Source organism: Streptomyces sp. NPDC001728 (assembly GCF_040297565.1).
Taxonomy (GTDB): domain Bacteria; phylum Actinomycetota; class Actinomycetes; order Streptomycetales; family Streptomycetaceae; genus Streptomyces.
Genome location: NZ_JBEOZK010000002.1, coordinates 95,003 through 121,331, shown reverse-complemented (window position 1 = coordinate 121,331; position 26,329 = coordinate 95,003). Strand labels below are relative to the sequence as shown.

The 26,329-nt window shown below is 70.9% G+C and carries 25 protein-coding genes and 1 pseudogene; 14 read left to right on the top strand and 12 right to left on the bottom strand.

Annotation, left to right across the window (positions count from 1 at the left end; genetic code table 11):
- Nucleotides 1–194: 194 nt before the first annotated feature.
- A complete protein-coding gene (locus ABT154_RS03440; protein ID WP_351853130.1) occupies nt 195–959 on the bottom strand; it encodes a GntR family transcriptional regulator in 765 nt (254 codons plus the stop codon).
- A 285-nt stretch (nt 960–1,244) separates the two neighbouring features.
- Between ABT154_RS03440 and ABT154_RS03435 the strand changes: the two genes are divergently transcribed.
- From ABT154_RS03435 to ABT154_RS03420, 4 genes are all read left to right on the top strand, one after another.
- Nucleotides 1,245–2,540, top strand: a complete 1,296-nt coding sequence (locus ABT154_RS03435; protein WP_351852271.1) for an extracellular solute-binding protein — start codon at nt 1,245–1,247, stop codon at nt 2,538–2,540.
- 137 nt (nt 2,541–2,677) lie between these two features.
- On the top strand, nt 2,678–3,700 hold the full coding sequence (locus ABT154_RS03430; protein ID WP_351852268.1) for a carbohydrate ABC transporter permease: 1,023 nt from the start codon (nt 2,678–2,680) through the stop codon (nt 3,698–3,700).
- Nucleotides 3,697–4,563, top strand: a complete 867-nt coding sequence (locus ABT154_RS03425) for a carbohydrate ABC transporter permease (RefSeq protein WP_502969433.1) — start codon at nt 3,697–3,699, stop codon at nt 4,561–4,563. Before ABT154_RS03430 ends, ABT154_RS03425 begins: the two co-directional genes overlap by 4 nt.
- Nucleotides 4,564–4,572: 9 nt before the next feature.
- Entirely contained in the window at nt 4,573–6,096 is a 1,524-nt protein-coding gene (locus tag ABT154_RS03420; protein ID WP_351852266.1) for a glycoside hydrolase family 3 protein, read from the top strand.
- 100 nt (nt 6,097–6,196) lie between these two features.
- Here the strand turns inward: ABT154_RS03420 and nagB are convergent, their stop codons facing one another.
- Nucleotides 6,197–6,982 (bottom strand): glucosamine-6-phosphate deaminase, encoded by a 786-nt coding sequence (nagB, locus tag ABT154_RS03415; RefSeq protein ID WP_351852263.1) that lies wholly within the window; start codon nt 6,980–6,982, stop codon nt 6,197–6,199.
- 594 nt (nt 6,983–7,576) lie between these two features.
- Here nagB and ABT154_RS03410 point away from each other — a divergent pair.
- Nucleotides 7,577–9,058: a histidine kinase N-terminal domain-containing protein gene (locus ABT154_RS03410; RefSeq protein ID WP_351852260.1), complete on the top strand. Its 1,482-nt coding sequence runs from the start codon at nt 7,577–7,579 to the stop codon at nt 9,056–9,058.
- 195 nt (nt 9,059–9,253) lie between these two features.
- Here ABT154_RS03410 and ABT154_RS03405 read toward each other — a convergent pair whose 3' ends face one another.
- Nucleotides 9,254–9,511, bottom strand: coding sequence for a WhiB family transcriptional regulator (locus ABT154_RS03405; RefSeq protein ID WP_003953983.1), 258 nt, complete (start codon nt 9,509–9,511; stop codon nt 9,254–9,256).
- Between the two features lie 318 nt (nt 9,512–9,829).
- Entirely contained in the window at nt 9,830–10,798 is a 969-nt protein-coding gene (locus ABT154_RS03400; protein ID WP_351852258.1) for a diacylglycerol/lipid kinase family protein, read from the bottom strand.
- A 106-nt stretch (nt 10,799–10,904) separates the two neighbouring features.
- Here ABT154_RS03400 and ABT154_RS03395 point away from each other — a divergent pair, with 106 nt between their 5' ends.
- Nucleotides 10,905–11,357, top strand: a complete 453-nt coding sequence (locus tag ABT154_RS03395) for a hypothetical protein (RefSeq protein ID WP_351852256.1) — start codon at nt 10,905–10,907, stop codon at nt 11,355–11,357.
- A gap of 4 nt (nt 11,358–11,361) precedes the next feature.
- On the opposite strand, the gene ABT154_RS03390 is transcribed toward ABT154_RS03395, so the two are convergent.
- The 3 genes from ABT154_RS03390 to ABT154_RS03380 all read right to left on the bottom strand — a co-directional run bounded on the left by ABT154_RS03390 (nt 11,362) and on the right by ABT154_RS03380 (nt 13,438).
- Nucleotides 11,362–12,426, bottom strand: coding sequence for an RNA polymerase sigma factor SigF (locus tag ABT154_RS03390; protein ID WP_502969432.1), 1,065 nt, complete (start codon nt 12,424–12,426; stop codon nt 11,362–11,364).
- A complete protein-coding gene (locus tag ABT154_RS03385; protein WP_024761155.1) occupies nt 12,423–12,836 on the bottom strand; it encodes an ATP-binding protein in 414 nt (137 codons plus the stop codon). Before ABT154_RS03385 ends, ABT154_RS03390 begins: the two co-directional genes overlap by 4 nt.
- Nucleotides 12,837–13,177: 341 nt before the next feature.
- On the bottom strand, nt 13,178–13,438 hold the full coding sequence (locus ABT154_RS03380; protein WP_351852254.1) for a UBP-type zinc finger domain-containing protein: 261 nt from the start codon (nt 13,436–13,438) through the stop codon (nt 13,178–13,180).
- A 47-nt stretch (nt 13,439–13,485) separates the two neighbouring features.
- On the opposite strand from ABT154_RS03380, the gene ABT154_RS03375 reads away from it, so the two are divergent.
- Complete coding sequence (locus ABT154_RS03375; RefSeq protein ID WP_351852251.1) at nt 13,486–15,084, top strand: Na+/H+ antiporter; 1,599 nt, start codon at nt 13,486–13,488, stop codon at nt 15,082–15,084.
- Here the strand turns inward: ABT154_RS03375 and ABT154_RS03370 are convergent.
- Nucleotides 15,060–16,004 (bottom strand): 1-aminocyclopropane-1-carboxylate deaminase/D-cysteine desulfhydrase, encoded by a 945-nt coding sequence (locus ABT154_RS03370; protein ID WP_351852248.1) that lies wholly within the window; start codon nt 16,002–16,004, stop codon nt 15,060–15,062. The two genes, ABT154_RS03375 and ABT154_RS03370, sit on opposite strands and share 25 nt — an antisense overlap.
- A 49-nt stretch (nt 16,005–16,053) precedes the next feature.
- Nucleotides 16,054–16,644, bottom strand: a complete 591-nt coding sequence (locus ABT154_RS03365) for an N-acetylmuramoyl-L-alanine amidase (RefSeq protein WP_351852246.1) — start codon at nt 16,642–16,644, stop codon at nt 16,054–16,056.
- 266 nt (nt 16,645–16,910) lie between these two features.
- Between ABT154_RS03365 and ABT154_RS03360 the strand changes: the two genes are divergently transcribed.
- On the top strand, nt 16,911–18,326 hold the full coding sequence (locus tag ABT154_RS03360; RefSeq protein ID WP_351852244.1) for a family 2B encapsulin nanocompartment shell protein: 1,416 nt from the start codon (nt 16,911–16,913) through the stop codon (nt 18,324–18,326).
- Nucleotides 18,327–18,433: 107 nt separating this feature from the next.
- On the top strand, nt 18,434–19,477 hold the full coding sequence (locus ABT154_RS03355) for a family 2 encapsulin nanocompartment cargo protein polyprenyl transferase (RefSeq protein WP_351853123.1): 1,044 nt from the start codon (nt 18,434–18,436) through the stop codon (nt 19,475–19,477).
- Nucleotides 19,478–19,511: 34 nt separating this feature from the next.
- Here the strand turns inward: ABT154_RS03355 and ABT154_RS03350 are convergent, their stop codons facing one another.
- Nucleotides 19,512–20,087, bottom strand: coding sequence for a TetR/AcrR family transcriptional regulator (locus ABT154_RS03350; RefSeq protein WP_351852242.1), 576 nt, complete (start codon nt 20,085–20,087; stop codon nt 19,512–19,514).
- A 124-nt stretch (nt 20,088–20,211) separates the two neighbouring features.
- Between ABT154_RS03350 and ABT154_RS03345 the strand changes: the two genes are divergently transcribed.
- The gene (locus tag ABT154_RS03345; RefSeq protein ID WP_351852239.1) at nt 20,212–20,793 is read left to right on the top strand and encodes a dihydrofolate reductase family protein; all 582 of its coding nucleotides are present in this window, start codon (nt 20,212–20,214) and stop codon (nt 20,791–20,793) included.
- A 360-nt stretch (nt 20,794–21,153) separates the two neighbouring features.
- On the top strand, nt 21,154–21,573 hold the full coding sequence (locus ABT154_RS03340) for a DUF6304 family protein (protein WP_317878672.1): 420 nt from the start codon (nt 21,154–21,156) through the stop codon (nt 21,571–21,573).
- 143 nt (nt 21,574–21,716) lie between these two features.
- On the opposite strand, the gene snpA is transcribed toward ABT154_RS03340, so the two are convergent.
- The gene (gene snpA / locus ABT154_RS03335; RefSeq protein ID WP_351852238.1) at nt 21,717–22,361 is read right to left on the bottom strand and encodes a snapalysin; all 645 of its coding nucleotides are present in this window, start codon (nt 22,359–22,361) and stop codon (nt 21,717–21,719) included.
- Between the two features lie 219 nt (nt 22,362–22,580).
- On the opposite strand from snpA, the gene ABT154_RS03330 reads away from it, so the two are divergent.
- The 3 genes from ABT154_RS03330 to ABT154_RS03320 all read left to right on the top strand — a co-directional run bounded on the left by ABT154_RS03330 (nt 22,581) and on the right by ABT154_RS03320 (nt 25,370).
- Nucleotides 22,581–23,546: a LysR family transcriptional regulator gene (locus tag ABT154_RS03330; RefSeq protein WP_351852236.1), complete on the top strand. Its 966-nt coding sequence runs from the start codon at nt 22,581–22,583 to the stop codon at nt 23,544–23,546.
- A gap of 76 nt (nt 23,547–23,622) precedes the next feature.
- Nucleotides 23,623–24,129 (top strand): GNAT family N-acetyltransferase, encoded by a 507-nt coding sequence (locus ABT154_RS03325; protein ID WP_351852234.1) that lies wholly within the window; start codon nt 23,623–23,625, stop codon nt 24,127–24,129.
- A 422-nt stretch (nt 24,130–24,551) separates the two neighbouring features.
- A complete protein-coding gene (locus tag ABT154_RS03320; RefSeq protein ID WP_351852232.1) occupies nt 24,552–25,370 on the top strand; it encodes a class I SAM-dependent methyltransferase in 819 nt (272 codons plus the stop codon).
- A 12-nt stretch (nt 25,371–25,382) separates the two neighbouring features.
- On the opposite strand, the pseudogene ABT154_RS03315 reads toward ABT154_RS03320, so the two are convergent.
- Nucleotides 25,383–25,556 (bottom strand): annotated as a pseudogene (locus tag ABT154_RS03315) (relaxase/mobilization nuclease domain-containing protein); the annotation flags it as partial.
- Between the last annotated feature and the right edge of the window lie 773 nt (nt 25,557–26,329).

Genomic DNA, 26,329 nt, shown 5'->3' with positions numbered 1-26,329 from the left:
GCCAGGCGGAAGGTGCCGGGCGCCCGTCATCTCCCGTACGGCCCCGGAATGACCCGGTCCGGCCGGCGGGGTGGGTACGGTCCCCGCCGCAGGGCTCGTACGGCCCCGGTGTCCCGGTGCGTACGGCCCCCGGAAACGCCGAACGGCCGCACCCGGTGGGGGTGCGGCCGTTCGGCGTGTACGGGAGGGGCGGCTCAGCCGTTGGGGCGCTTCAGGCGCGCCACGAACTTGTACCGGTCGCCCCGGTAGACGGACCGTACCCACTCCACCGGCTCGCCCTGGGCGTCCACGGAGTGACGGGAGAGCATCAGCATCGGCAGACCGACGTCCGTGCCGAGCAGCCCGGCCTCGCGCGGGGTGGCGAGGGAGGTCTCGATGGTCTCCTCGGCCTCCGCGAGGTGCACGTCGTACACCTCGGCGAGCGCGGTGTACAGCGACGTGTACTTCACGAGCGAGCGGCGCAGCGCGGGGAAACGCTTCGCCGACAGATGGGTCGTCTCGATCGCCATCGGCTCACCGCTCGCGAGGCGCAGCCGCTCGATGCGGAGCACCCGGCCGCCGGCCGAGATGTCGAGCAGCCCGGCGAGGGTGTCGTCGGCCGTGACGTAGCCGATGTCGAGGAGCTGCGAGGTGGGCTCCAGGCCCTGGGCGCGCATGTCCTCCGTGTAGGAGGTGAGTTGCAGGGCCTGGGACACCTTGGGCTTGGCCACGAACGTGCCCTTGCCCTGGATGCGCTCCAGGCGGCCCTCGACGACCAGCTCCTGCAGGGCCTGGCGCACGGTGGTGCGCGAGGTGTCGAACTCGGCGGCGAGAGTGCGCTCGGGCGGGACCGGTGTGCCGGGCGGCAGGGTCTCCGTCATGTCGAGCAAATGCCGCTTCAGTCGGTAGTACTTGGGCACGCGCGCGGTACGGGTGGGTGCGCCACCTTCCGTCTCCGTGCTGCCCGCGTCCGTGGCCATGGCCTGCCTTCCCGACTCCTGTGCTGCTGCCGTCACCGGCTCCTCCGTCTGTCGCGGCTCACATGGTGGCACGGACCGGTCACGGGTCGTCGCCCTCCCTCAGGTGTCGGTCCGATAACGGACGCGACTGCCCTTCTTATACACCCTTGACACCCCTAAAGGTCTAGGCCAAGCTCCGGGTACTGGTCTAAACCATTAAAGACCAGGTCCCAGCCCCACGAGCACTACCTGACGTATGTCTTCGCGCGGTGGGCAGGGGTTGCAGGCATCCCTGAGGAGGGTGGCGTGAAGCGCAAGCTCATCGCGGCGATCGGCGTCGCGGGCATGATGGTCTCTATCGCTGCATGTGGTTCCGACAGCGACACGGGCAAGGACGGCGCCAAGGCGCCGGCCGGGGGCGACAAGACCCTGACGGTCTGGGTCATGGACGGTTCCGCTCCGGACACCTGGATGGCCGAGGTGAACAAGGCCTTCGAGGCCAAGCACCCGGGCGTCAAGGTCAAGGTCGAGAAGCAGATCTGGAACGGCATCCAGGAGAAGGTCACCACCGCCCTCTCCGAGGACACCCCGCCGGACGTTCTGGAGCTCGGCAACACGCAGACGGCCGGTTACGCCGTCACGGGCGGCCTCGCCGACCTGAGCGGTGACAAGGCCACGCTGGGCTACGACGCCTGGAACAAGGGCATGGTCGCCTCCAACGAACTGGACGGCAAGCTCTACTCCGCGCCGTGGTACGCCGCCAACCGCGTCGTCGTCTACGACAAGGCCGCCTTCAAGAAGGCCGGTGTCACCCCGCCGAAGACCCGCGCCGAGTGGATCGACGGTCTGAAGAAGCTCAAGTCCTCCGACCCGAAGTCGCAGGCGATCTACCTGCCGGGCCAGAGCTGGTACGTCCTCGCCGGTCTCGTCTGGGACGAGGGCAGCGACCTCGCCGTCAAGGACGGCGACAAGTGGAAGGGCAACCTGTCCTCCCCCGAGGCCGTCAACGCCATGAACTTCTACAAGGAGCTGGCGTCCTACTCCACCGCTCCGAAGGACAAGGACGAGGCGACCCCGCAGCAGTCGACCGACGTCGTCCCGAAGGGTGGCGTCTCCTCCTGGATCGGTCTGGGCTGGGAGGCCACCGGCGCGGTCGACGCCATGAAGAAGGCCGGCAAGACGGCTGACTTCGGCTACTTCCCGATCCCGGGCAAGACCGCCGACAAGCCGGGCTCCGTCTTCCTCGGCGGCTCGAACCTCGCCATCGCCGAGCGCTCCAAGAACAAGGACCTCGCGAAGGAGTGGCTGGCCCTCGCCGCCGGCAAGGACTTCATGACGAAGTACGCCGCCGCCACCGAGGGCGCGCTGCTCCCGAACACGGACGCCGCGCAGTTCAAGCCCGCCGCCGGCTCCTTCGCCGAGGCCATGGCGCTGTCCTCCGCCTCCGGCAAGGTCACCCCGGTCACCCCGGGCTGGGCGAACGTCGAGACCGCCCCGAACCCGATCAAGGACTACATGACCAAGGTCCTGAAGGGTGAGGACGCCAAGAAGGCCGCGGAGGCGGCCGACAAGGTCATCAACGAGCGCATCAACCAGCAGTAATCCGTAGCCCGGTGGTGCGGCCGGTATCGCACCGGCCGCACCACCGGCGCTTTGCTGAAAAGCAGTGAACAGCGGCCCGCTCCCCCGGGCCGTGCCCCGGTGGGCGCGGGAGCCCCAGAACCGCGAGGAAAAAGACCATGACCGTGGACTCCCAGGGGACGGCGACCGCCGGTCCCCAGGACGCGCCCGGGAGGGCGGCAGGGAAGTCTCAGACTCCGCCACCCTCTTCGGGCCCGAAGGAAGTCCTTCAGCCTTCGCGCGGCAGACGCTCCCTGCCCGGCGGGCTGCTGCCGTACCTGCTCGTCGCGCCTGCCCTGCTGTCCATGGCGGTGCTGCTGCTCTACCCGCTGATCCGCAATGTGATCCTCTCCTTCCAGCAGATCAACCGGAAGGAATTCATCACCCGCGAGTCGGTCTGGATCGGCTTCGACAACTACAAGGACCTGCTCGGCGACCCGGACTTCTGGACCGTCGTCGTCCGGAGCCTCGTCTTCACCGCCGTCAACGTCGTCCTCATCATGGCGATCGGCACCGGTATAGGCCTGCTGCTCAACCGCCTCGGCAAGAAGATGCGACTGGTCCTCTCGCTGGCCCTGATGTTCGCCTGGGCCATGCCGATCGTCGCCTCCGTCACGGTCTTCCGCTGGCTCTTCGACGAGCAGTTCGGCGTCGTGAACTGGCTGATGCGCACGCTCGGCTTCGCCGGCTACGAACAGCACAACTGGTTCGAGACCGGCTTCTCCACCCTGGTCATCATCCTGATCCTGCTCGTCTGGGGCTCCGTCCCCTTCGTCGCCCTCAACATGTACGCCGCCCTGACGACCGTCGGGACCGAGCTGTACGAGGCCGCCAAGATGGACGGCGCCAGCGGCTGGCGGACCTTCTGGGCGGTGGTCTTCCCGAACCTGAAGTCCTTCTTCATGATCACCACGTTCCTGGAGATCATCTGGATCTTCAAGGCGTTCGCGCAGGTCTACGCGATGAACCTGGGCGGTCCGGACCGAGGCTCCGAGACGCTCCCCGTCTTCGCCTACATCGAGGGCGTCGGCCAGTTCCACTACGGTGTCGCCGCCGCCATCTCCATCCTGACGATCGTGATGCTCATCGCGGTCATGTCCTTCTACTTCCGCCTGATCCTGAAGCAGGAGGAGGAGCTGTGAGCACCACCAACCCGACTCCGCAGAAGCTGCGCACCAGGAAGCCGCTCACGGTCGGCACGGTCGCCAAGAACGTCAGCGCCCTCGTGATCGCGGTGGTGTTCGTCTTCCCCGTCTACTGGATGTTCTCGTCCTCGCTGAAGCCGCAGCACGAGATCATGACGAAGGACCCCGTCTTCGTCTTCACGCCGACGCTGGAGAACTACACGACGGCGACCGGTGTCGACCTGTTCTGGACGTACGTCACCAACAGCCTCACCGTCACCATCGGCGCCGTCCTCCTGGCCCTGCTCGTCGCCCTGGCCGCGAGCTTCGCCATCGCCCGCATGCGGTTCAAGGGACGCAAGGGCATCGTCCTCATCGTGATGCTGGCGCAGATGGCCCCCTGGGAGGTCATGGTCATCGCGATGTACATGATCTCCCGTGAGAACGACATGCTGAACAGCATTCCGATGCTCACGCTCATCTACTTCGTGATGGTCCTCCCCTTCACCATCTGGACCCTGCGCGGCTTCATCGCCGCCGTCCCGGTCGAGCTGGAGGAGGCCGCCCAGATCGACGGCTGCACCCGGGCGCAGGCCTTCCGCAAGGTGATCTTCCCGCTGCTCGCCCCCGGCCTGATGTCGACCTCGCTCTTCGGCTTCATCACCGCCTGGAACGAGTTCGCCATGATCCTCATGCTGAACAAGGACAAGGAGTCGCAGACCCTGACGCTCTGGCTGACCCAGTTCCAGACCGCGTTCGGCAGCGACTGGGGCGCCACCATGGCCGCCTCCACGCTCTTCGCACTGCCCGTCCTCATCGTCTTCCTCTTCCTCCAGCGCAAGGCCGTCGGCGGCATGACCGCCGGCGCGGTGAAGGGATAACGGCTCCCCATGACCACACTCGTACACGGCGCGGACACCCTGACCCGTGACGCGCTCACGGTGCTCCAGCCCGGCTTCGTCGGGACCACCGCGCCCGACTGGCTGCTCCGCCGCATCGGCGAGGGCCTCTCCTCGGTCGGTCTCTTCGGCCGGAACATCGTCAGCCCCGAGCAGCTCGCCGCGCTCACCGCGCAGCTGCGATCCGAGCGGGACGACGTCCTCGTCGCCATCGACGAGGAGGGCGGCGACGTCACCCGCCTCGAGGTCAAGCAGGGGTCGTCGTTCCCCGGCAACTACGCGCTCGGCAGCGTGGACGACGTCGAGCTCACCCGGGCCGTGGCCCGCGAGCTCGGCCGCCGGCTCGCCCGGTGCGGTGTCGACCTCAACTGGGCGCCGTCCGCCGACGTCAACTCCAACGCCGAGAACCCGGTCATCGGCGTCCGGTCCTTCGGGCCGGACCCGGACCTGGTCGCCCGGCACACGGTGGCGTACGTCGACGGCCTCCAGGGCGTCGGGGTCGCGGCCTGCACCAAGCACTTCCCCGGACACGGCGACACGAACGTGGACTCCCACGACGCGCTGCCCCGGATCGATGTGGACCTCGCCACACTGCACGCCCGTGAGCTGGTGCCTTTCCGCGCGGCCATCGCCGCGGGTACCAAAGCGGTCATGAGCGCGCATATTCTGCTCTCCGCGCTCGACCCGCACCGTCCGGCCACCCTGAGCCCGCAGATCCTCACCGGTCTGCTGCGCCAGGAGCTGGGCTTCGAGGGCCTGATCGTCACCGACGGCATGGAGATGCAGGCCGTCGCCGCGACGTACGGCATCGAGCGCGGATCCGTCCTCGCCATCGCCGCGGGCGCCGACGCCATCTGCGTCGGCGGCGGGCTGTGCGACGAGGACACCGTGCTGCAGCTGCGCGACGCGCTGGTGAACGCGGTACGGACCGGTGAACTGCCCGAGGAGCGGCTTGCCGACGCCGCGGCGCGCGTGCGCGCCCTGGCGTCCTGGACCCAGGCGCACCGGGCCAGGGGGGCTGAATCGGTGCCGGGCGCGGCAGTGCAGGAGGGGACCGCGCCCGGCGCCGACATCGGACTCGTCGCCGCCCGCCGGGCCCTCAATGTGACCCGGGGGGACCGGCCGTACACGCCGATGAGCAGCGCTCCCTACGTGGCCTCCTTCACTCCCGTCGCGAACTTCGCGGTGGGCGACGAGACGCCCTGGGGCGTCGCGGCCGAGCTGGACCGGCTGCTGCCCGGCACGGAGACCGGCTCCTACGCCGACTCCTCCGTGGACGCCGTCCTCGCCGCAGCGGGGGAGCGGCGGATCGTGGCGGTCGTACGTGACGTCCACCGCCACCCCTGGATGGGCGAGGCCCTGGACGGCCTCGTCGCGGCCCGCCCCGACACGGTCGTGGTCGAGATGGGCCTGAACGAGGCGGAGCCCCGCGGGGCCCTGCACATCGCCACCCACGGCGCGGCCCGGGTCTGCGGCCGGGCCGCCGCCGAGGCCGTCGTCGGAACCTGCGCCTGACGGTCGCTCCGGCAGGCGTACGCGAAGGGGCCCGGCACCTGTTCAGGTGCCGGGCCCCTTCGCCATGACCGGGGCGCGGTCACAGCGGGTTCCGGGCGGTTCAGATGCCCTGCCAGGCGGGCTTGGCGGCGAAGGTGTGACGGAAGTAGTCCGCGAGCTTCAGCTTGGAGGCGGCGGCCTCGTCCACCACGACCGTGGCGTGCGGGTGCAGCTGGAGCGCGGAGGCCGGCACGAGCGCCGCCACCGGGCCCTCGACGGTCTGCGCCACGGCCTCGGCCTTGCCCTCGCCGGTGGCGAGCAGCACCAGGTGGCGGGCCTCCAGGATGGTGCCGATGCCCTGGGTGATGACGTGGTGCGGCACCTGCTCGATGTCGTCGTCGAAGAAGCGGGCGTTGTCCACGCGGGTCTGCTCGGTGAGCGTCTTGATCCGGGTGCGGGAGGCGAGCGAGGAGCACGGCTCGTTGAAACCGATGTGACCGTCGGTGCCGATGCCGAGGATCTGCAGGTCCACACCGCCGGCCGCGGTCAGCGCCCGGTCGTAGGCCTCGCAGGCGGCCAGGACGTCCTCGGCGGAGCCGTCGGGGCCCATGAAGGCCTCCTGGGAGAGCCCGAGCGGCTCGACGACCTGGCGGAGCACCGTGGAGCGGTACGACTCCGGGTGGCCGGAGGGGAGGCCGACGTACTCGTCCAGCTGGGCGATCCGGGCCCGCGAGGCGTCGACGGAGCCGGCCTCGACCTGGGCGATCAGGGCGTCGTAGATGGGCAGCGGAGTCGAGCCCGTGGCCACGCCGAGCAGCGCGTCGGGCTTGCGGCGCAGGAGGTCGGCGATGCCGTCCGCGATGAGCTCGCCGCCCGCCTTGGCGTCCTTGACGATGACAACTTCCACGCTGTGCCTGCCGATCTGATGAGGGGCTGGTGAGGAGCCGTGTGGTATAGACCAATCAAAGCCAAATCTAGCAGAGGAGGGGCCTTCCCCTCATGCCGTTCCGCCTCCCGGACACCCCGCCGCCCCCATCGTCAGCCGCCCTGCCCACCCCGGCCACTCGAACCCCGGGGCATGCCGCGGCGGGCCCGCCGGGGGGCCATGACGGAGGAGCTCGCGGTGGTGGCCGGGGCCGCGGTGCGCGCCGTGTCGGCGCGGGCGCCGGTGAAGCCCCCGGAAACGCCCGCGGGCCGCGGCGCCTGACGGGACCCTCAGCCCGTCCGGCACCGCAGCCCGGAGTTGCGCCGGCCGGGGTGTGCGGTCCCTCGGCCGTTGTGGGAGGTCTCGACGCAGTCAGGGCAGAGAGCGTCGGGTACCTCGTTCCATCCTCCTGTGCGGGGAGGATGGAGGCTCTGTTGCGTTCATTGTGGACTAGACCATTCTTGTCTGTCCATCCACAGGAGCGCGGTCGTTCCTGGCCCATACTCCAACACGTAGCCCAGGAGATCCAGGTTCACCGGCCCTTTATTCCGCGGGTACGCTCGCACCGTGCCCTCCATGAACGACCTCGTGCGCCAGCACACCGCCCTGAGCGACTCCGACCTCGAGTGGCTCCACCTGCTGGTGTCGGAGTGGCAGCTGCTCTCCGACCTCTCCTTCGCGGACCTCGTCCTCTGGGTCCCGACCCTCGACGGCACGCGGTACGTGTCCGTCGCGCAGATGCGGCCCAACACCGGCCCCACCTCCTACCAGGACGACATGGTCGGCCATCTGGTGCCGCGCGGCCGTCGTCCACTGCTCGACGCCGCTCTCGACGAGGGCCGGATCGTCCGCGAGGGCGACCCCGAGTGGCGCGAGGAGGTCCCGGTACGGGTCGAGTCCATCCCCGTGCGCAGGGAGGGCCGGGTCCTCGGTGTCATCGCGCGCAACACCAACCTGCTGACCGTCCGCACCCCCTCCCGGCTCGAGCTGACCTACCTCCAGTCGGCCTCCGACCTCGCCCAGATGATCGCCGCCGGAACGTTTCCCTTCCCCGGCGAGCAGGTCGACATGGACTCCTCGCCGCGCGCCGGCGACGGACTGGTCCGGCTCGACGCCGAGGGCATCGTGCAGTACGCCTCGCCCAATGCCCTCTCCGCGTACCACCGGCTCGGTCTCGCCGCCGACCTGGTCGGCCAGCACCTCGGCCAGATCACCGCCGAACTCGCCCCGTCCCGGGGCCCGGTGGACGAGGCCCTGGTCACCCTCGCCTCCGGCTACGCGCCCCGCGAGTTCGAGGTCGAGGGCAACGGCGGGGTGATCCAGCTGCGGGCGATCCCGCTCAAGCCCAAGGGCACCCGGATCGGTTCGCTCGTCCTGCTCAGGGACGTCACCGAACTGCGCCGCCGCGAACGCGAGTTGATCACCAAGGACGCCACCATCCGGGAGATCCACCACCGGGTGAAGAACAACCTCCAGACGGTGGCCGCCCTGTTGCGCCTCCAGGCTCGTCGGATGGACGCTGCCGCTCCAGGCGGAAGAAGCGCCCGCGAGGCCCTCAACGAGGCGGTGCGGCGCGTCGGTTCCATCGCCATCGTCCATGAGACGCTGTCTCAGAACCTGGACGAGCGCGTCGAGTTCGACGAGATCGCCGACCGGGTGATCGCGATGGTCGCCGAGATCTCCCCGGGCCGGATCACCTGCCGGCGCAACGGCCGCTTCGGCATTCTGGACGCCGAGGTCGCGACCCCGCTCGCCATGGTCCTCACCGAGATCCTGCAGAACGCCCTGGAGCACGCTTTCGCCCCGGGTGACGAGGGCGCCGTCGAAGTCACCGCGGTGCGCGGCGAACCCAGGGCCGATGCCCGGCTCCTGATCACCGTCCGGGACGACGGCCGCGGCCTGCCCGAGGGATTCGATCCGCAGCGCGCCGGAAATCTCGGCCTCCAGATCGTACGGACCCTGGTGGAAGGGGAGTTGGGCGGCTCCTTCGACATGCTGCCGGGCTCCGAACGCGGCACGAAGGTGGTCCTCGACATTCCCGTACAGCCGTTGAAGTAGCCGTACGGCGGGAATGGCGGAAACCGGAGAAGGCCGGAATCAGGGGAAAGCCCGAAGGTGGAACAGCAGCGAGCCCCGGACCGAGGAAATCGGTCCGGGGCTCGAATGCTGTGGGTTACTGCTGCGTGCTGCGGCTCGGGAGCGGTGATTGCGTACGCTGTGTACGCGCCGCGTGCCTCAGGCTGTGCAGGTGGCTCAGGCGCTGGCGTTACGCGCCCGGTTGCGAGCGGCACGGCGCTTCATCGCGCGGCGCTCGTCCTCGCTGAGGCCACCCCAGACGCCGGAGTCCTGGCCGGACTCGAGCGCCCACTGCAGGCACTGCTCCATGACGGGGCAGCGGCGGCAGACGGCCTTGGCTTCCTCGATCTGCAGCAGCGCAGGACCGGTGTTGCCGATGGGGAAGAACAGCTCGGGGTCTTCCTCACGACAAACGGCGTTGTGACGCCAGTCCATGGCTGCTACCTCTCTCAGTGTTATGTGCGAGTTGCTTGTGAATGTGAACGCTTTCACGAATCCCCCCGCAAGGGAAGGGCCGACTGCCAGGTCAACTGGTGTGGTCCTTGTTACTGAGGAGGGGTTCTGGCTCTCAGTGGAGGCCGGTGTTGCGGGCCGTCCCGATCGCCAAGAAGAGACTCCCAAACCCCGGCAACGGATACAACCCCTTCCGGAAAGTTTTTTTTGATTCCTCGGTGTCGGCTAGGTCACAGCCGTACTTCTAAGGGGTGGATGCACGCCTAAACGTTCGAGTGAAAGGACTTTGGGCCCTTCCACTCACACAATCACACGCAGTGCACGGCGTACGCCTGTGAACGTCACGCTCGTACGCAGTCCCAGGTGGTCTCCGTCCATCTGGAGGGGGAGAGGGACCTTCGAATGCAAGGTGAAGTCGGTCAGGTCGTGCAGGGATACGGCGTGCTTGCCGCGCGGCCCTCGCTCGGGGGTCGAGGTGAGCAGCTGGGTGGCGTAGCGGGCCACCGCCGGAGTGGATAGACGGCGCAGTCCGAGGACGTCGAGCGCGGTCTCGAAGGAGGCCTCCGGGGACGCGTACACCGGACGATTGCCCAGGTAGGTCCAGGGGGAGGTGTTGCAGATTATGGAGAGGACGAGGTGCTCGACCGGCTCGGCGCCGGGGCGCTCCAGGGTGATCGTGCCGTGCCGGCGGTTCGGTTCCTCCAGGAACTGACGCGCCACCTGGCGCAGATAGAGGGCGTGCGTGGACCGCTTCCCTCGTTCCCTCTGCTGTTCGACCCGGCCGATGACACTCGCGTCGAAACCGAGGCCGGCGCAGAAGGTGAACCAGCGGGAGGGGACGGACTCGTCGTCCGTGCCCGGCGTTCCCGAGGCGAGCCCGAGGCTCACCGTGCGTGCCCGCCGCTCACGCAGGGCGTCGAGCAGGGCGCCGGTCGCCTCCACGGCGTCGTTCGGCAGTCCGAGGGCGCGGGCGAACACGTTCGTCGAGCCGCCGGGGACCACCGCGAGGCCCGGGAGCCGCTCGGGATCCGGCCCGTCGTGGAGCAGTCCGTTGACGACCTCGTTCACCGTGCCGTCGCCGCCGAGGGCCACCACGAGGTCGATGTTGCCCGAGTCGGCGGCCCGTCTGCCCAGGTCACGCGCGTGTCCGCGGTACTCGGTACTGACCGCCTCCAGCTTCATCTCGCTGGCGAGGGCGTGGATCAGGACGTCACGGGTGCGGGCACTGGTGGTGGTGGCTGCCGGATTGACCACGAGAAGTGCGCGCATGAGCGTCAGGGTACCTACCCCTCGGTACCGGGCCCAGTCCAGCCCGCTCCCTGGACGGCTCGCCCGGCTCCTTGAGCCCCGGCCCGCCCCCGCTACCCTGCCCTCTATGAGCAGTACGGAGCCCACGAACAGTACGGACCGGACCGCCGGCGCCCGACCGGCCGCCCGACCCGTCCGCCTTGCCGCGGCGGCGGTCGTGGCCGGTGTGGAGGCCCTCGGGCTCGTCGCCGGTGGCGTGTACATGATGGTGCACGCCCTGACCGGGACGTCCGAGGACCTCACCGGGGCCGCGACCGGAGCTGTGACCCTTGTCGCACTCGGTCTGATCCCGCTGGCCGCCGCCCGCGGTCTGTGGCTGTGCCGCTCCTGGAGCCGCGGCCCGGCCGTGATCACCCAGATCCTGGCCCTGCCGGTCGCCTGGCAGATGATCCAGGCGAACAGCGCGATGATCCCGGCCGGCGTCGTCCTCGGCGTCCTGGCCGTCGCCGGGCTCGTCCTCCTGGTGAACCCGGCCACGACCGAGGCGCTCGGCATCCGGCGCCCCGGTCAGCAGGCCTGAGGGGTCACTCCTCGACGAGGAGCTTCTCCCGCAACTGCGCCAGGGTCCGTGCCAGCAGCCGGGAGACGTGCATCTGAGAGATGCCGACCTCCTGCGCGATCTGCGACTGGGTCATGTTCCCGAAGAAGCGCAGCAGCAGGATCCGCTTCTCCCGGGGCGGCAGGTCCTCGAGCAGCGGCTTGAGCGACTCGCGGTACTCGACCCCCTCCAGGGCCTCGTCCTCCGCGCCGAGCGTGTCCGCGACCGCCGGCGACTCGTCGTCCGTGTCGGGGACGTCCAGGGACAGCGTCGAGTAGGCGTTCGCCGACTCCAGCCCCTCCAGGACCTCCTCCTCCGAGATCCCGAGCCGCTCCGCCAGCTCGTGCACGGTCGGCGAGCGGCCGTGCTGCTGGGAGAGCTCCGCCGTGGCCGTGGTCAGCGAGAGCCGCAGCTCCTGGAGCCGGCGCGGCACCCGGACCGCCCACCCCTTGTCACGGAAGTGGCGCTTGATCTCACCGACGACCGTGGGGGTCGCGTACGTCGAGAACTCGACGCCGCGCTCCGGGTCGAACCGGTCCACCGACTTGATCAGACCGATGGTCGCGACCTGGGTCAGGTCGTCCAGCGGCTCGCCGCGGTTGCGGAAGCGCCGGGCCAGGTGCTCCACCAGCGGCAGGTGCATCCGTACCAGCCGGTTGCGCAGTTCCGCCTTCTCCGGGGAGCCCTCGGGCAGCTCGCGCAGCGTGATGAAGAGGGCGCGGGCGCCGCTCCGGTCGTGCGGGTCCGGGGCGGCGGGGACGTCCGGTTCCTCGTCGTCCTCCTCGGCCTCGTCCCCGGGCTTCCCCGCGCCGGCGTCCGCCTCCGCGTCCCCGCCCGCGGCGGCATCGGCCTCCGCCGACCGCGGCTCCTCGGGAGCCGCGGCGGAGCCCTCCGCACTCGCGGGGCCCCGGGGGGCCTCGGAGACACCTGGTGTCTCGGGAACCTCGTGGTGCTGCTCGTGCTCGCTCATCTGGTCCGCCTGCTCCGTAGCGACCTCATACGGCCGTGCCTGCTGCTCAGGGATGCCGGCCGTCGCGTCCCCGCGCCTCACGCCGGGCCTGGCCCCGCGCCGCGCTGTTTGTACAGGCTGATCGAGACCGTACGGTCGTCGGCCACCGACGACTCCACCTTGCCGGCCAGTGCCGAGAGCACCGTCCAGGCGAAGGTGTCCCGCTCGGGCGCCCGGCCGTCCGTCGTCGGGGCGGAGACGGTCACGTCGAGGGAGTCGTCGACCAGCCGGAAGACACAGCTGAGGACGGACCCCGGCACGGCCTGCTGGAGCAGGATGGCGCAGGCCTCGTCGACCGCGATCCGCAAGTCCTCGATCTCGTCGAGGGTGAAGTCCAAGCGCGCCGCGAGACCGGCTGTGGCCGTACGCAGCACGGACAGATAGGCACCCGCAGCGGGCAGCCGGACTTCCACGAAGTCCTGGGTCCCGGGCTCGCCTGTGATCTGGGACACCCTCACCTCCAAGGTGGCGCAAGCTCATTCGGGGCTCGGGGGAAAGGGCCCCCCGAACCGGGCGGTACGCAGGGACTGCGCAGTCCGCCGTGACGCTATCGCGATCGGTCCCGCCGTGTCGCCGTCGGCTCCCGCCTCCCCCGTCACCGACCGTCACCCATGGTAGGCCCATGGGCGCGGACGGTGGGCAGGGGTCTGCGGGGGCCGGGAACGAGCGACCGGCGGAGGGATGACGTACCCAACCGGCGGGCGGGCGAACCGTCGGACGGCCGAATCGCCGGACGGTCGTACGACCGGACCGGCGGACGGCCGGACGATCCGGCCCGGACCGCGGGTCCGGGTCAGACGATCGAGCCGTCCACGAAGCACCAGCGCCAGGCCTCGCCCGGCTCGAACGTCCGCATCACCGGATGCCCGGTCGTGGAGAAGTGCCCCGTCGCGTGCCGGCCCGCCGAGGAGTCGCAGCAGCCCACGTGCCCGCAGGCCAGACAGAGCCGCAGCTGTACCGGATGTGTACCGTCCGCAAGGCACTCGGGACAGGTGTCGGCCAGCGGCGCCGGTTCGGGGCGCGGCATTTCGGCTACGTGCGGGCACTCGCTCATGATGGCCAGGTTACGTCGCGGCACGGACAGGGACGGGGCAGACGGGCATGGACGCACTGCAACTGGTGGCGCTGGTGGCGGCGAGCGCCGCGATCGCGGGGATCGCGCGCCGGACACCGGTGCCCGCCCCCCTGCTGCTCGTCGCGTCCGGTCTCGTCGCCTCGTACGTCCCCGGGGTGCCGGACTACACCCTCGACCCGCACATCGTGCTGCCGCTGATCCTGCCCCCACTCCTCTACACGGCGGCCGTCGACTCCTCGTATCTCGACCTGCGGGCCAACATCCGGCCCGTCGCGCTGCTCTCCGTCGGATACGTCCTCTTCGCCACCGTGGCCGTGGGCTGGCTCGCGTACGCCCTCGTCCCCGACCTGCCGCTGACCGCCGCGCTCGTGCTGGGCGCGGTGGTCGCCCCGCCGGACGCCGTCGCCGCCACCGCCATCGCGCGCAAGCTCGGCCTGCCGAACCGGATCACCACGATCCTCCAGGGCGAGTCCCTGGTGAACGACGCCACCGCCATCACCGCCTACAAGGTCGCCCTCGCGGCGGCCGTCGGCGAGGGCGTCGGCTGGGCGGGCGGCCTGGGGGAGTTCGCGCTCGCGGCCCTCGGCGGCATCGGCGTCGGCCTGGTCCTCATGGTGCCCATCCACTGGCTGCGCCGCAGCCTCGGCGACTCCCTCCTCCAGAACACGCTCTCCCTCCTCATCCCCTTCGTCGCCTACGCGGCGGCCGAGGAGGTCGGCGCCTCCGGAGTCCTCGCCGTCGTCGTGGTCGGCCTCTTCCTCGGCCACCGCGCCTGGCAGGTCGACTTCGCGACCCGGCTCCAGGAGGAGGCGGTCTGGAAGATGGTCGCCTTCGTCCTGGAGTCCGCCGTCTTCGCCCTGATCGGCCTCCAGCTGCCGTACGTCGTCCAGGGACTCGGCCCGTACGGGATGGGCGAAGCGGCCTGGTACGCGGTCGGCGTCTTCGTCGCCGTGGTCGTCGTCCGCTTCGTCTGGGTCTACCCGGCGACCTTCCTGCCCCGCTGGACGTCCCCGCGCATCCGGGAACGGGAGCCCGAGGTGGACTGGCGGGCGCCCCTCGTCGTCGGCTGGGCCGGCATGCGCGGCGTGGTCTCCCTGGCCATCGCCTTCTCCATCCCCGTCGTCACCGACGGTGTGGAGTTCCCTGCCCGCAACCTCGTCCTCTTCCTCACCTTCACCACCGTGATCGGCACCCTGGTGGTGCAGGGACTGACCCTCCCGCCCCTGATCCGGCTCCTGAAACTCCCCGGACGGGACACGTACGCCGAGACGCTGGCCGAGGCGCAGGCCCAGAGCGAGGCCTCGCGGGCCGCCGAGGAACGCCTCGACAAGCTCCTCGCCGACGAGCGCAACGCTCTGCCGAAGCCCCTCGCCGACCGGCTGCGCACGGTCCTCGAACGGCGCCGCAACGCGGTCTGGGAGCGGCTGGGCTCCGTCAACGAGGTCACCGGCGAGACGGCGGACGACACCTACCGGCGGCTGTCGCGCGAGATGATCGACGCCGAGCGTGAGGTCTTCGTACAGCTGCGGGACGCGCGCCGGATCGACGACGAGATGATGCGGACGCTGCTGCGCAGACTCGACCTGGAGGAGGCGGCGGCCTACCGCGAGGAGTCGGACGGCTGAGTGCCGCCGGGGCCGGTCTGCCCGGGCCGGTCCGGGGCGCCCGTCACCACGGCCACGAGCCGGGTGCCCGCCGGGTACGCGCCCTCCTCCGCGAGGGTCGTCAGGCCGTGAAGCATTTTGGCCACATACAGTCGCTCGATGGCGAGTCCGTGCCGCGCCTCGAAGTCGCGTGCGAAGTCCTCCAGAACGGGGGACGCGCGCGCGTACCCCCCGCAGTGGAAACGTTCGTCCAGCGTCCAGTCACCGCGCGGCCCGCCGAACGCCGCCTCCTGGAGGGCGCGGACCTCCCCGCCCAGGAAGCCGCCCTTGAGGACCGGGACGCCGAGCGCCCGCTGCCCGGGGGAGAGCCCGGCCGCGAGGCCCGCGAGGGTGCCGCCGGTGCCGCAGGCGACGGCGACCGTGTCCGCCACCCCGGCGAGCTCCCGTCCCAGCTCGACGCAGCCCCGCACCGCGAGCGCGTTGCTGCCGCCCTCGGGGACCACGTACGCGCCCGCGGGGGCACGGTCGAGGAGCCGTGCCAGGGTCGCCGGATCGTTCTTCGCCCGGTACGTGGTCCGGTCCACGAACTCCAGCCGCATCCCGTCCGCCGCGCACCGCGCGAGGGAGGGGTTGAGCGGGCGCCCGGCCAGCTCGTCGCCCCGGACGATCCCGACCGTGGGGAAGCCGAGCAGCCGCCCGGCGGCGGCGGTCGCCCGCAGGTGGTTGGAGTACGCGCCGCCGAAGGTCAGGACGGGACGTCCGGCGGCGGCACCCAGGTTGAGGGCGAGCTTGCGCCACTTGTTGCCCGGCAGGTCGGGGTGGATCAGGTCCTCGCGCTTGAGGAGCAGCGTGAGGCCGCGCCGGGCGAAGCGCTCGTCCTCCACCGGCTCCAGGGGGGAGGGGAGCCGGGGCCGGAGACGGGAGAGGTCGAACGCGTTCACCCGGCCATTGTCCGTGGCCGGCGGAGCCGTGGAACCGCCCCACGCGCGCTCAGCTCAGGACGTCGGCGATCCGTTCCCGCATCGAGGCCATCGTGAAGCCGCGCGGGTCGACCTTCCCCGGCTGCCACTCCCGGTGCCCGATCACCGAGCGCTGCGTCCAGCCGTGCACCCGGCACAGCGCCGCCGCCGCCTTCGCGATGGCATCCAGCTGGACCTTCGGCCACGGGTCCTTGCCGTCCCCGAGGTTCTCGCACTCGAAGCCGTAGAAGTACCGGTTGCCGTCCGTCGTGGCCTCGTCGTCCGGCGGTAGTCCCTGCTCGGCGATGACCGCCCGGAGCACCTCGTCGTCGCCGAGCCCCGCGTGGTTGGCGCGGCCGTAGCCGACGAGGTGGACCGTGCCGTCCTTGGCGATCACGCCGTGGCAGAGGGGTCCCGGCAGGGTCGCGTAGCCGTCCCGGCAGATCCGGACGGTGTTCGCGGTGCCCCGGGTCACGGTGTGGTGGATCATCACGCCGTACACGGGGCCCCAGGGGCCCTTGTGGTTGCGGTTGTGGGTGGACCATTCGCCGACCTGGACGACCGTGAGGCCTTCGTCGCGCAGCGCGTCGAGGAACCTGCTCGCCGACATGGGTGAGGACATGACCGACTCCCTCCGGAGGACGGGGTGAGCTTCCGGAATACCGGAGTCCGCCAGTCCGCTGCCATCCGTTCGGACGGTGTGCGAGCCGATCCGGACACCGGCCGATGGGGCGGGTGGGGCTCCGCTGTTCGGATGGAAATCACGTGACATGCCCCGAAGATCGTCGAACAGTCCCACCCGAATGTGTAATGGCGCCGACACGTTCCGTGCTGAAAGGCTTTCTCTCGCAACTCAGTCTTTTTCGAGGTCATACGAGAGGGAGTTCCATGTCCGTTGGTTCGGTTGGCGACGAGGTCCGCGCGGAGCAGCAGTCCCCGCAGCAGAGTCTCGGCACCGCCGCCGCGCGGAACCTCGCCACGACCACCAAGTCGGCACCGCAGATGCAGGAGATCACCTCGCGGTGGCTGCTGCGGGCGCTGCCGTGGGTCCAGGTGCAGGGCGGTACGTACCGGGTGAACCGGAGGCTCAGCTACTCCGTGGGTGACGGCCGGGTCACCTTCGTGCAGACCGGAGAGCGCGTCGCGGTCATCCCCGCCGAACTCGGCGAGCTCCCCGCCCTGCGCGGCTACGAGGACGAGGAGGCGCTGACCGAGCTGGCGTCCCGCTGCCGCCAGCGGGATTACGCGGCGGGCGAGGTGATCGCCGTCGCGGGCGAGCCGACCGACCGGGTCCACCTCCTCGCGCACGGCAGGGTCGAGCAGGTCGGCGAGGGGCCGTACGGGGACGAGGCCGTGATCGGCGTCCTCGCCGACGGCGCCTACTTCGGCGACGACGCCCTCGTCGACCCGGAGGCCTCCTGGGAGTGGACCGCCCGCGCGGCCACCGCCTGTACGGTCCTCGAGCTCACCCGGGACGACGTGCGGAACCTCGCGGACCGCGCCGGCTCGCTCGCCGCCCACCTCGCGACGGTGGCCGCCCTGCCGGACCAGCGCACCAACACCTACGGCGAGGCCGCCATCGACCTCTCCGCCGGCCACGTCGGCGAGGCCGTCGTCCCGCACACGTACGTCGACTACGACGCCTCGCCCCGTGAGTACGAGCTGAGCGTCGCCCAGACCGTACTGAAGGTCCACAGCCGCGTCGCCGACCTCTACAACCAGCCGATGAACCAGACCGAGCAGCAGTTGCGGCTCACGGTCGAGGCGCTCCGTGAGCGCCAGGAGCACGAGCTCGTCAACCACAAGGAGTTCGGCCTCCTCGCCAACTGCGACTACGGGCAGCGGATCCAGCCCCACGACGGCGCCCCCACCCCCGACGACATGGACGAGCTGCTCTCCCGCCGCCGGGGCTCCAAGCTCTTCCTGGCGCACCCGCGCGCCATCGCCGCCTTCGGTCGGGAGCTCAACAAGCGCGGTCTGGTGCCCGAGACGATCGACATCAACGGCAACCGCATCCCGACCTGGCGCGGTGTGCCGATCTACCCGTGCAACAAGATCCCGGTGTCGGACGCCCGCACCACCTCGATCATCTGCATGCGTACCGGCGAGGCCGACCAGGGCGTGATCGGTCTGCACCAGACCGGCCTGCCCGACGAGATCGAGCCCAGCCTTTCCGTCCGCTTCATGGGCATCGACGAGCAGGCGATCATCTCCTACCTGGTCACGGCCTACTACTCGGCGGCGGTCCTCGTCCCGGACGCGCTCGGCGTCCTGGAGAACGTCGAGGTCGGCCGCTGGCGCTGAGTCCGACGACGCCCGGGGGCGGGGACCGAACCCTCCCGCCCCCGGGCGTTCCCGGCTCGTCGCCGCGCAGTACCGCCACGGAGGAAACGAAGGAAGTGACCGTGACCATGGCCAGCGCGGATGCCGTCACCGACGGTCAGGGGGCCGTGCGGCTCCTGGACCGGACGCGCACCGCTGTCAATCCCCAATTGCGCTCGACCGTCGAGACCCTGCCCGGCTCCATGCGGCGGGTCGCGATGTACCACTTCGGCTGGGAGCACGCCGACGGCACACCCGCCGCGGAGCAGCCGGGCAAGGCGATCCGGCCCGCCCTGGTCCTGGCGGCGGCGCGGGCGCTCGGCGCCGAGGAGGCCCAGGCGGTGAAGGCCGCCGCGGCTGTCGAGCTCGCACACAACTTCACCCTGCTCCACGACGACATCGTCGACGAGGACGTGACCCGGAGGCACCGGCCCACCGCCTGGACCGTCTTCGGCATCCCGGACGCGCTGATCGCCGGTGACGCGATGAGCGCGCTCGCGCTGCGGCTGCTCGCCGAGGACCCGCACCCGGCCTCGCCCGCCGCCGCCGCGCGCCTGGCGGCCTGCGTCATCGAGCTGTGCGCCGGGCAGCAGGCGGACTGCGCACTCGAACAGCGCGACCCCCGCGCGGTCACGCTCGACGAGTGCCTGGCCATGGCCACCGCGAAGACCGGGGCGCTGCTCGGCGCCTCCTGCGCCATCGGCGCGCTCTACGCGGGCGCGGCCGAGGAGGAGGTCGCGGCGCTCGACGCGTTCGGCCGGGAGGCGGGCCTCGCCTTCCAGTTGATCGACGACCTGATCGGGATCTGGGGCGACCCGGACCGGACGGGCAAGCCGGCCGGGGCCGATCTGGTCGCCCACAAGAAGTCGCTCCCCGTGGTGGCGGCGCTGACCTCGGGGACCCCGGCGGGCGAGGAGCTGGCCGAGATCTACGCCCGTCCGGTGCTGGACGCGGCGGCGGTACGGGCGGCGGCGGACGCGGTCGAGCGGGCCGGCGGGCGCGACTGGGCGCAGGCGCAGGCGGCCGAGCGGATGGGCCGCGCGGTCGAGTACCTGGCGCAGGCGGTCCCGGATCCGGCGGCGGCGGGAGACCTGCTTGCCCTGGCGGAGTTCGTCACGCGCCGCACACGCTGAGGACCGGCGGGCGCCTGTCGTCGGCCGGCGGGCCTCAGGCGGCGGGGACGATGCGGGTGACCACCGTCTCGATGAGCTCGTCCAGGTGCCGGTCGCCGTGCAGGTCCGGGACGGTGAAGTGGTCGAGCAGCAGTCCGGTGAGCGCGAAGTAGAGCAGCCGGACCGTGTCGGCGTCCCCGGGCATCCCGGCGGCGAGGTGCCCCCGGACGTTCTCGTCCAGGTCGGAGCGGAGCACCCTGGTGAGCTGGGTGCGCAGCTCGGGGCGGCGTACGGCTTCCAGGCGGAGTTCGAACAGCCCGAGGTAGCAGGTGCGCTCGGCCGTCAGACGCCGGGCGATCCAGCGCATCAGCTCCACCAGCAGCTCCCGGCTGGGCGCGGGGGCGAAGGCGGTCTCCACGGATTCCGGCGTCGGGGTCAGCCGTACGAAGATCCGGTCACCGACCTGGGAGAGCAACTGGTCCCGGTCGCGGAAGTAGTTGGACGAGGTGCCCGTGGGGACGCCGGCACGGGCGTCGACCGCGCGGAAGGTCAGCCCGCGGGCACCTTCGTCCGCCAGGACCTCGATCGCGGCGTCGAGCAGTGCCGTACGGCGTTCCGGGTTCTTGGCCATCTCGGGCTCCCTCCGGGTAGAGCGGATCTTCTCGAAAAAGGGTCTTGCGCAACCACTACAGGTGAAGCACTATAGCCGTCGTGGTTGCGATCGCAGCCGCGCTCCGAAGGAGAAGAGGACCGGCTTGCGCAAGCTCACGTATTACATCGCCTGCACCATCGACGGCTTCATCGGTGACCCCGAAGGCGATGCCTCGTCCATGTTCAAGTACTCGACCGGCGCGTACATGGAGGCCATGAGCGCCGAGTACCCCGACACCGTCCCGACGCACGCACGGGAGATCTTCGGGATCGACGCCGAGAACAAGCACTTCGACACCCTGATCCAGGGGATGCGGTCCTACCAGCTCGCCCTGGACATCGGCGTCACCAGTCCGTACAACCACCTGCGCGAGTTCGTCGCCACCCGCTCGCTGGCCGAGTCGCCCCACGCCAACGTGGAGCTGATCGCCGACGACCTCGTCGGCCGCGTCCGCGAACTCAAGGCCGAGGACAGCCCCCTGGGCATCTACCTCTGCGGCGGCTCGACCATCGCCGGCGAGCTCATCGAGGAGATCGACGAGCTGATCATCAAGACCTACCCGCAGGTCTACGGCAGCGGCATGCCGATGTTCGGCGCCGGCTTCGAGCCCCGCGACTTCGAACTCGGCGCGGTGCGCGCCTTCGACAACGGCGTGCTCGTCCGTACGTACGCCAGGCAGCGGTAGCGGCGACGGGCGCCGCCGCGCGGGGCGTCCTACCCTGGAACCATGGGTGATGAGGCGCCCCGCACGACGCGGGATCCCCGGGCCGAGTTCGACTGCCCGGCCTGTGGCCGTCGGCGGGCCACTGTGGCCACCCGGCACAAGGTCCTCGGGGCCTGGGTGCCGGAGTGGGAGGTCCAGCCCTGCCGCAATCCCGACTGCCCGCTCCACGAGCCCGCGGGCGCCGGCGCCGAGCCGGGGACCGGGACGGGAGCGGAAGCCGCGAGCACGCACGTGACCGGCACAAACGGCAAGATCGGGAGAAGTCCGGCCGCAGGGTGACCAGGCGCGCGCCGGAGCCGGTCATACCGCTACAGTCCGCGCATGTCATCGGAGTCGACGGAAGTCTGGACCGGCTGGTACCGGGACCGCAACGGCGCGGAAGCGCTGGTCATCACAGCCGATGGGCGGCACGTCACCGCCCGCATCAGGGGTATCGAGTACAAGGGCGAGGGCTTCGCCGCGCTCAGCGCGGACGGCGAGGGCGGGCAGCCCCTCACCGGCTGCGTCCTGGAGTGGGACCTGCCGCTCCCCGTCGTCGTGGACGGCGCCTCCCAACAGGCCACGCTGGCCTGTCTGCTGACGCTCGGCGAGCGGGGGGACCTCAGCCTGACGCTGCACTACGGCGGCGCGGCCTTCGAAGCGTGCGTCGCCGGGGGTGACTTCGACGGGGCGCTCGACCGGGTCCGGCGCCAGCTCCCGCCCGGCGCGGACTTCGGCCGCCGTCTGCTCCAGCCGGCCTGAGAAGCACGGGACGGCGGCGCCCCCTCGAACGCGGAGAGGGAGGGGCGCCGCCGTCGTCGTACGTGGGGGGCTCGGAACGGGCCGGGATCAGCCCGCGTACGGGATGGGCCGAGGGTCGGCCCGTGTGCGGGAAGGGGCCGGGATCAGCCCTTGAAGGCGGAGGTGAGGCCGTAGCGCCACAGCTGGTCGACGCGGGAGCGCTCCTGCGCGTTCGGCTGGGCGTTCTGGCAGGACGTACCGGGTCCGCCACCCGACATCAGCTCGCTGCACGGACCGCTGTAGTGGTCCGGCAGCCCGAGGACGTGCCCGGTCTCGTGGGCGGTCACACGGGTCGAGTTGTACTGCTGGTTCTGCTGGTAGTCGAGGAAGATGTAGCCGCCGCCGTGACCGTCGGTGCTCGCGTACGAGCCACGGGAGTCGTTGCCCTCGTAGTACGCGAAGTCCGGGTTGCCGCCCTCGACGAGACGGACGTTCGCCACCGAGCTGTTCCATATCTGCGCCGAGCGGGAGATCTGGGTGCGGAAGCTCGGCGCGTTGGCGGCACTGTAGACGACGGTGACGGCGGTCGCGCCGGGCGTGGCGGCACGCTTCTTCGCCACCGACTTCATGACGGCGTCGAAGAAGGCCTGATTGGCCTTGGCCTCCTCGGCCGAACCGGCGTACGCCACGGTGGCGTTGCCCGCGTGGACGGTACTCACGGCCGCCGCCGGGGCCGTACCGACGGAGGCGGCGAGACCGAGGCCGAGGGCGGCGGTCAGTACGGAGGTGAGGACCTTGGGGTGACGCATGGGGGGCTCCTCCTGTTGGGGTCGGAGAGAGTCTCGGGGCAGCCGGGCCGTGCGCGGATGATGTCAACCGCCGATAGCCCCACCGCATCACCCTCACCGGACCCGCCCGCGAAGGCCCCCGATACGACTCCGGATCACCTTCAACTGCCTTGGAATGAAAGGTGATTGAACGGTTCCGGGTGTCTGGTGCGACTCAGGGAGCCGCCCTACCCTCGGGGCATGGAGCTGGAGGTGAGACACCTGCGCGCGCTCTGCGCCATCGCGGACACGGGCAGCCTGCACAAGGCGGCCCGCCAACTGGGCATGACACAGCCCTCGTTGACCACGCAACTGCGGCGCATCGAGAACTCCCTGGGCGCCGAACTCTTCTCCCGGGGCCGGACCGGCTGCCGCCCCACCCCGCTCGGCCACTCCCTGCTCAGCCGGGCCCGCCCCCTCGTCGCCGACATGGCCGCGCTCGTCACCGAGGCCCGCGCCGCCGCCCGCGCCGACGGACCCGGACTCCGCGTCGGCTCCACCGCGAGCCGGGCGCTCCCCGGCTGGCTGCGCGGAATCCGCCGGCGCCTGCCCGGCACCGACGTCGGCCTCCGGATGGACGTCTCCGCCAACGCGCTGCTGCGCACGGTCGCCGCCGGCCAGCTCGACGTGGCCTTCGTGCACGAGGTCGAGGGCAGCCCGTTACGGGTCCCGGACGGCCTCCGGGGGCGCGTCCTGGTCGCCCGCGAACCTCAGTTCATCTCCATGGCCCGCGACCACCCGGCCGCCGCCGGGCCCGTGGTGGACCTCGCCGACCTGGCGGACGACCACTGGATGGTCGACCCGACCGTGGACGGCGAATGGGACGGCCTGCGCCGGGTCCTGGGCGCCGCGGGCATCGACCCGCCCCTGCTGCACGCCGACTACCACACGGCCGCCTCGCTCGTCGTCCTCGGCGAGGCCGTCGCCCCGTGCCAGCCGACGTCGGGCCCGCGCGAGGACATGGCCATCCGCCCCCTGCGCGGCGACCCGCTGGCGGTCCGGCTGCTGCTGTACGCGCGGCCCGGAGCGCCCCTGGACATCCTGTACGCGGAACTCGCCGCGGCGTACCGGGAAGTGGCGCTGCGGGCGGCCCCGTACCGCGAGTGGCTCCGCGGCCAGGGGGCGGCGCCGGGGGCGTTCGTGGGACCGGACCTGATGACGGCGTGAGGGCGACGGGGGCGGGTGCTGTGCCTCAGGGCGTACGGGGACCGTGACGGGCTCCTGACGAGGGCATGATGACCGCATGAGCGAACACGAACACGAGGACGGACCGGCCCTCGACCGCGCGCGGGCCGTGGTCCGGCACGCCCGCCCGGAGGACCTGACGCGGGTCGTGGAACTCATCACCGAGCACGCGGCGTACGAGAAGTCGGCCCCTCCGGCGCCCGGCCTCGCGGACCGCTTGACCGGCCTCCTCTTCGGCCCGGGCCCCGGCCCCGCGCGACTCCGCTGCCTGGTCGCCACCCTCCCCGACGGGACCCTCGTGGGGTACGCGACCTGCGCCCCGGAGGTCTCCACCTGGGACGGTACGGAGTACCTCCACATGGACTGCCTCTACCTCACGGAGACCTCCCGGGGCCACGGCCTTGGCCCGCTGCTGATGAACGCGGTGCGGGAGGAGGCGACGCGGCTGGGCCTCGCGGAGATCCAGTGGCAGACCCCGTCGTGGAACGAGAGCGCGATCCGCTTCTACGACCGCCTGGGAGCGACGTCGAAGGAGAAGCGCCGGTACAGCCTGCCGACGGAGTAGCCGCGTCCGGGCGAGGGCCCTGGCCGGTTTGCATCGGACGACGCCGACGGTTCACGCGCACGGTTTCGCAGGACAAGGTCCGCGACGCCCTGCTCGACTGGGCCGCGGACAAGCCGGACCGGCGCGGCACGCTCATGTGGAACAACGTCGGTCACCTCTTCCAGGCCTGAGGGCTTCCTTCCCGGGGCCGGGAAGGTGGGGCGCCCGGCGAGCTTCGAGCCGTGGGCCTGGAGGGCCTTCGGCCTTGCGGCCTCGCCCGAGCGACTCTCGGCCGGTCTCACGTGTCGGCTCATCGTTCTCGGGCAGGAGCGGGGAGGGCCGCAGTACGGTGGGGCCGCGCAGGTGGTACAGCTGTGCGAACGACTCCAGCACACGGCCGTCCGTGCGTCCCTGCCTGCCGCCCACCCCCCGGAGTTGCCGACGTGACCGACCTGTCCGCCGCCCACGACGCCGCCGTCACCGACCGGGCCCGCTTGGCCGGAAGCGCCTACAGCAGTGATCGGGATCTGGCTGCCCGCCAGTCGCTCTATCAGTGGCAGACGCCTCGTTACGACCTGCCCGGCATCGTCGCCGAGAAGCTGAACAACGTGCGCGGGCGCGTGGTCGATATCGGCTGCGGCAACGGCAAGTTCCTCCAGCGGCTCCGCCAGGACCGGCCTGACCTGGACCTGCTCGGCTTGGACATCGCGCCCGGCATCCTCGCCGGGGTCCCCGGCCCGGTCGCCGTGGCGGAGGCCACCCGTCTGCCGCTGGCCACGGAGAGCGTGGACGCCGCCCTGGCGCTGCACATGCTGTATCACGTTCCCGACATCGCCCAGGCGGTCCGGGAGCTGTCGCGTGTGGTGACCGGCGACGGGCTGGTGATCGCCTCCACCAACAGCGACCAGGACAAGGCCGAACTCGACGACCTGTGGCAGCGGGCCGCCGGCGACGTCCTCGGCACCGGACGCGGCCCCGCCCGAATCTCGCTCAGCGCCCGGTTCTCCCTGGAGAAGGCCCCGGCCTACCTCGGTGAGGAGTTCAGCCGGGTGGAGACCATCGAGCTGCCCGGCAGCATCACCGTCCGCGACCCCGAGCCCGTCATCGCCCACATGGCCTCCTACCGAGCCTGGGCGGATCAGCACGAAGTGCCCTTCGAGGCCACGATCGACCGGGCACGCACGATGCTCGCCGATGACATCGCACGGCACGGGGCGTTCGAGATCACGTGTCGGGGCGGCATCCTCGTGTGTCGTCGCTGAGATCCGACTCGGCTACCGGCGACGCCCGCGCTCCGTGGGCCGTTCGCCTACCGGCTTGGGAGTGGGCTGAGACGTGGGTGTGGTCGCGCGGGTGCTCCGCCTGCGCGCGGCCTCTACACGCAGGTTCGGCTGAGCGGTGATGCGCCAGTTGAGGACCTCGGCGGGGTGCTCAGCGCTTTCGATCTCTCACCCGCAAAGGCTGCCCTACCCGCTCCGCCGCAGGTCAGATGGCCTTTCGTCGCACGCATTAGACGCTGAAACGGAATGCCTGCGGCCCGATCCTGACCTGCGTCGGGGGGCCCAGCAGGGCCCTGACGCGACTTCCTCGTTGGTGTGTTGGTCTCCCACGGCCTCCTGCGGGTGTCCTGCGGGCTTTCTGCGGACCGATTCGACCACCGCGGGCGGGCCAGCATCGCCGTTTCCCGGGCCAACCCCGCGACCAGTGCGGCAACCCTGCTCTGCCTCACCTGACAGCGGGCCGATGTTCTCTTCGCAATGCTCCCGACGGCACCTTCCGGCAACGACCTCGGCAAGTCCGGGTCGAAGCAGCAGCTCACGGCTTCCCACAGCGGATCAGCCACTCCGCCGTGCTGACCGGCTCTACGACCCGACAATCCCCGTTTCCCGTACCCGAAGGCATAGAGACGGTGTCCCTGCTGTCCCGAGCAGGGACACCGTCTCGCGTGTGTGTCCCGCTGGAGGCCGGCAGGGCGTGACCGAGTGGCACTCCCGGACCCCCTGAGGCATGCAGGGGATTTCCCTGATTCCCCCGAGGGGCCGAGTCCCTAGGGTGATCGGCACCGCTTCCCCTCCTGAAGGGGCGAGGCGGTGCTCCCCACTAGCAGCTCGCAGGCACACGGTGCCGGGCACCAGAGATCCCGAGGTCTTGTCATGCGCAAGTCACCAAATCCTTCACGGAGAACCCTGCAGGGTGTCCTTCTGTCGACCGCAGTCGCCAC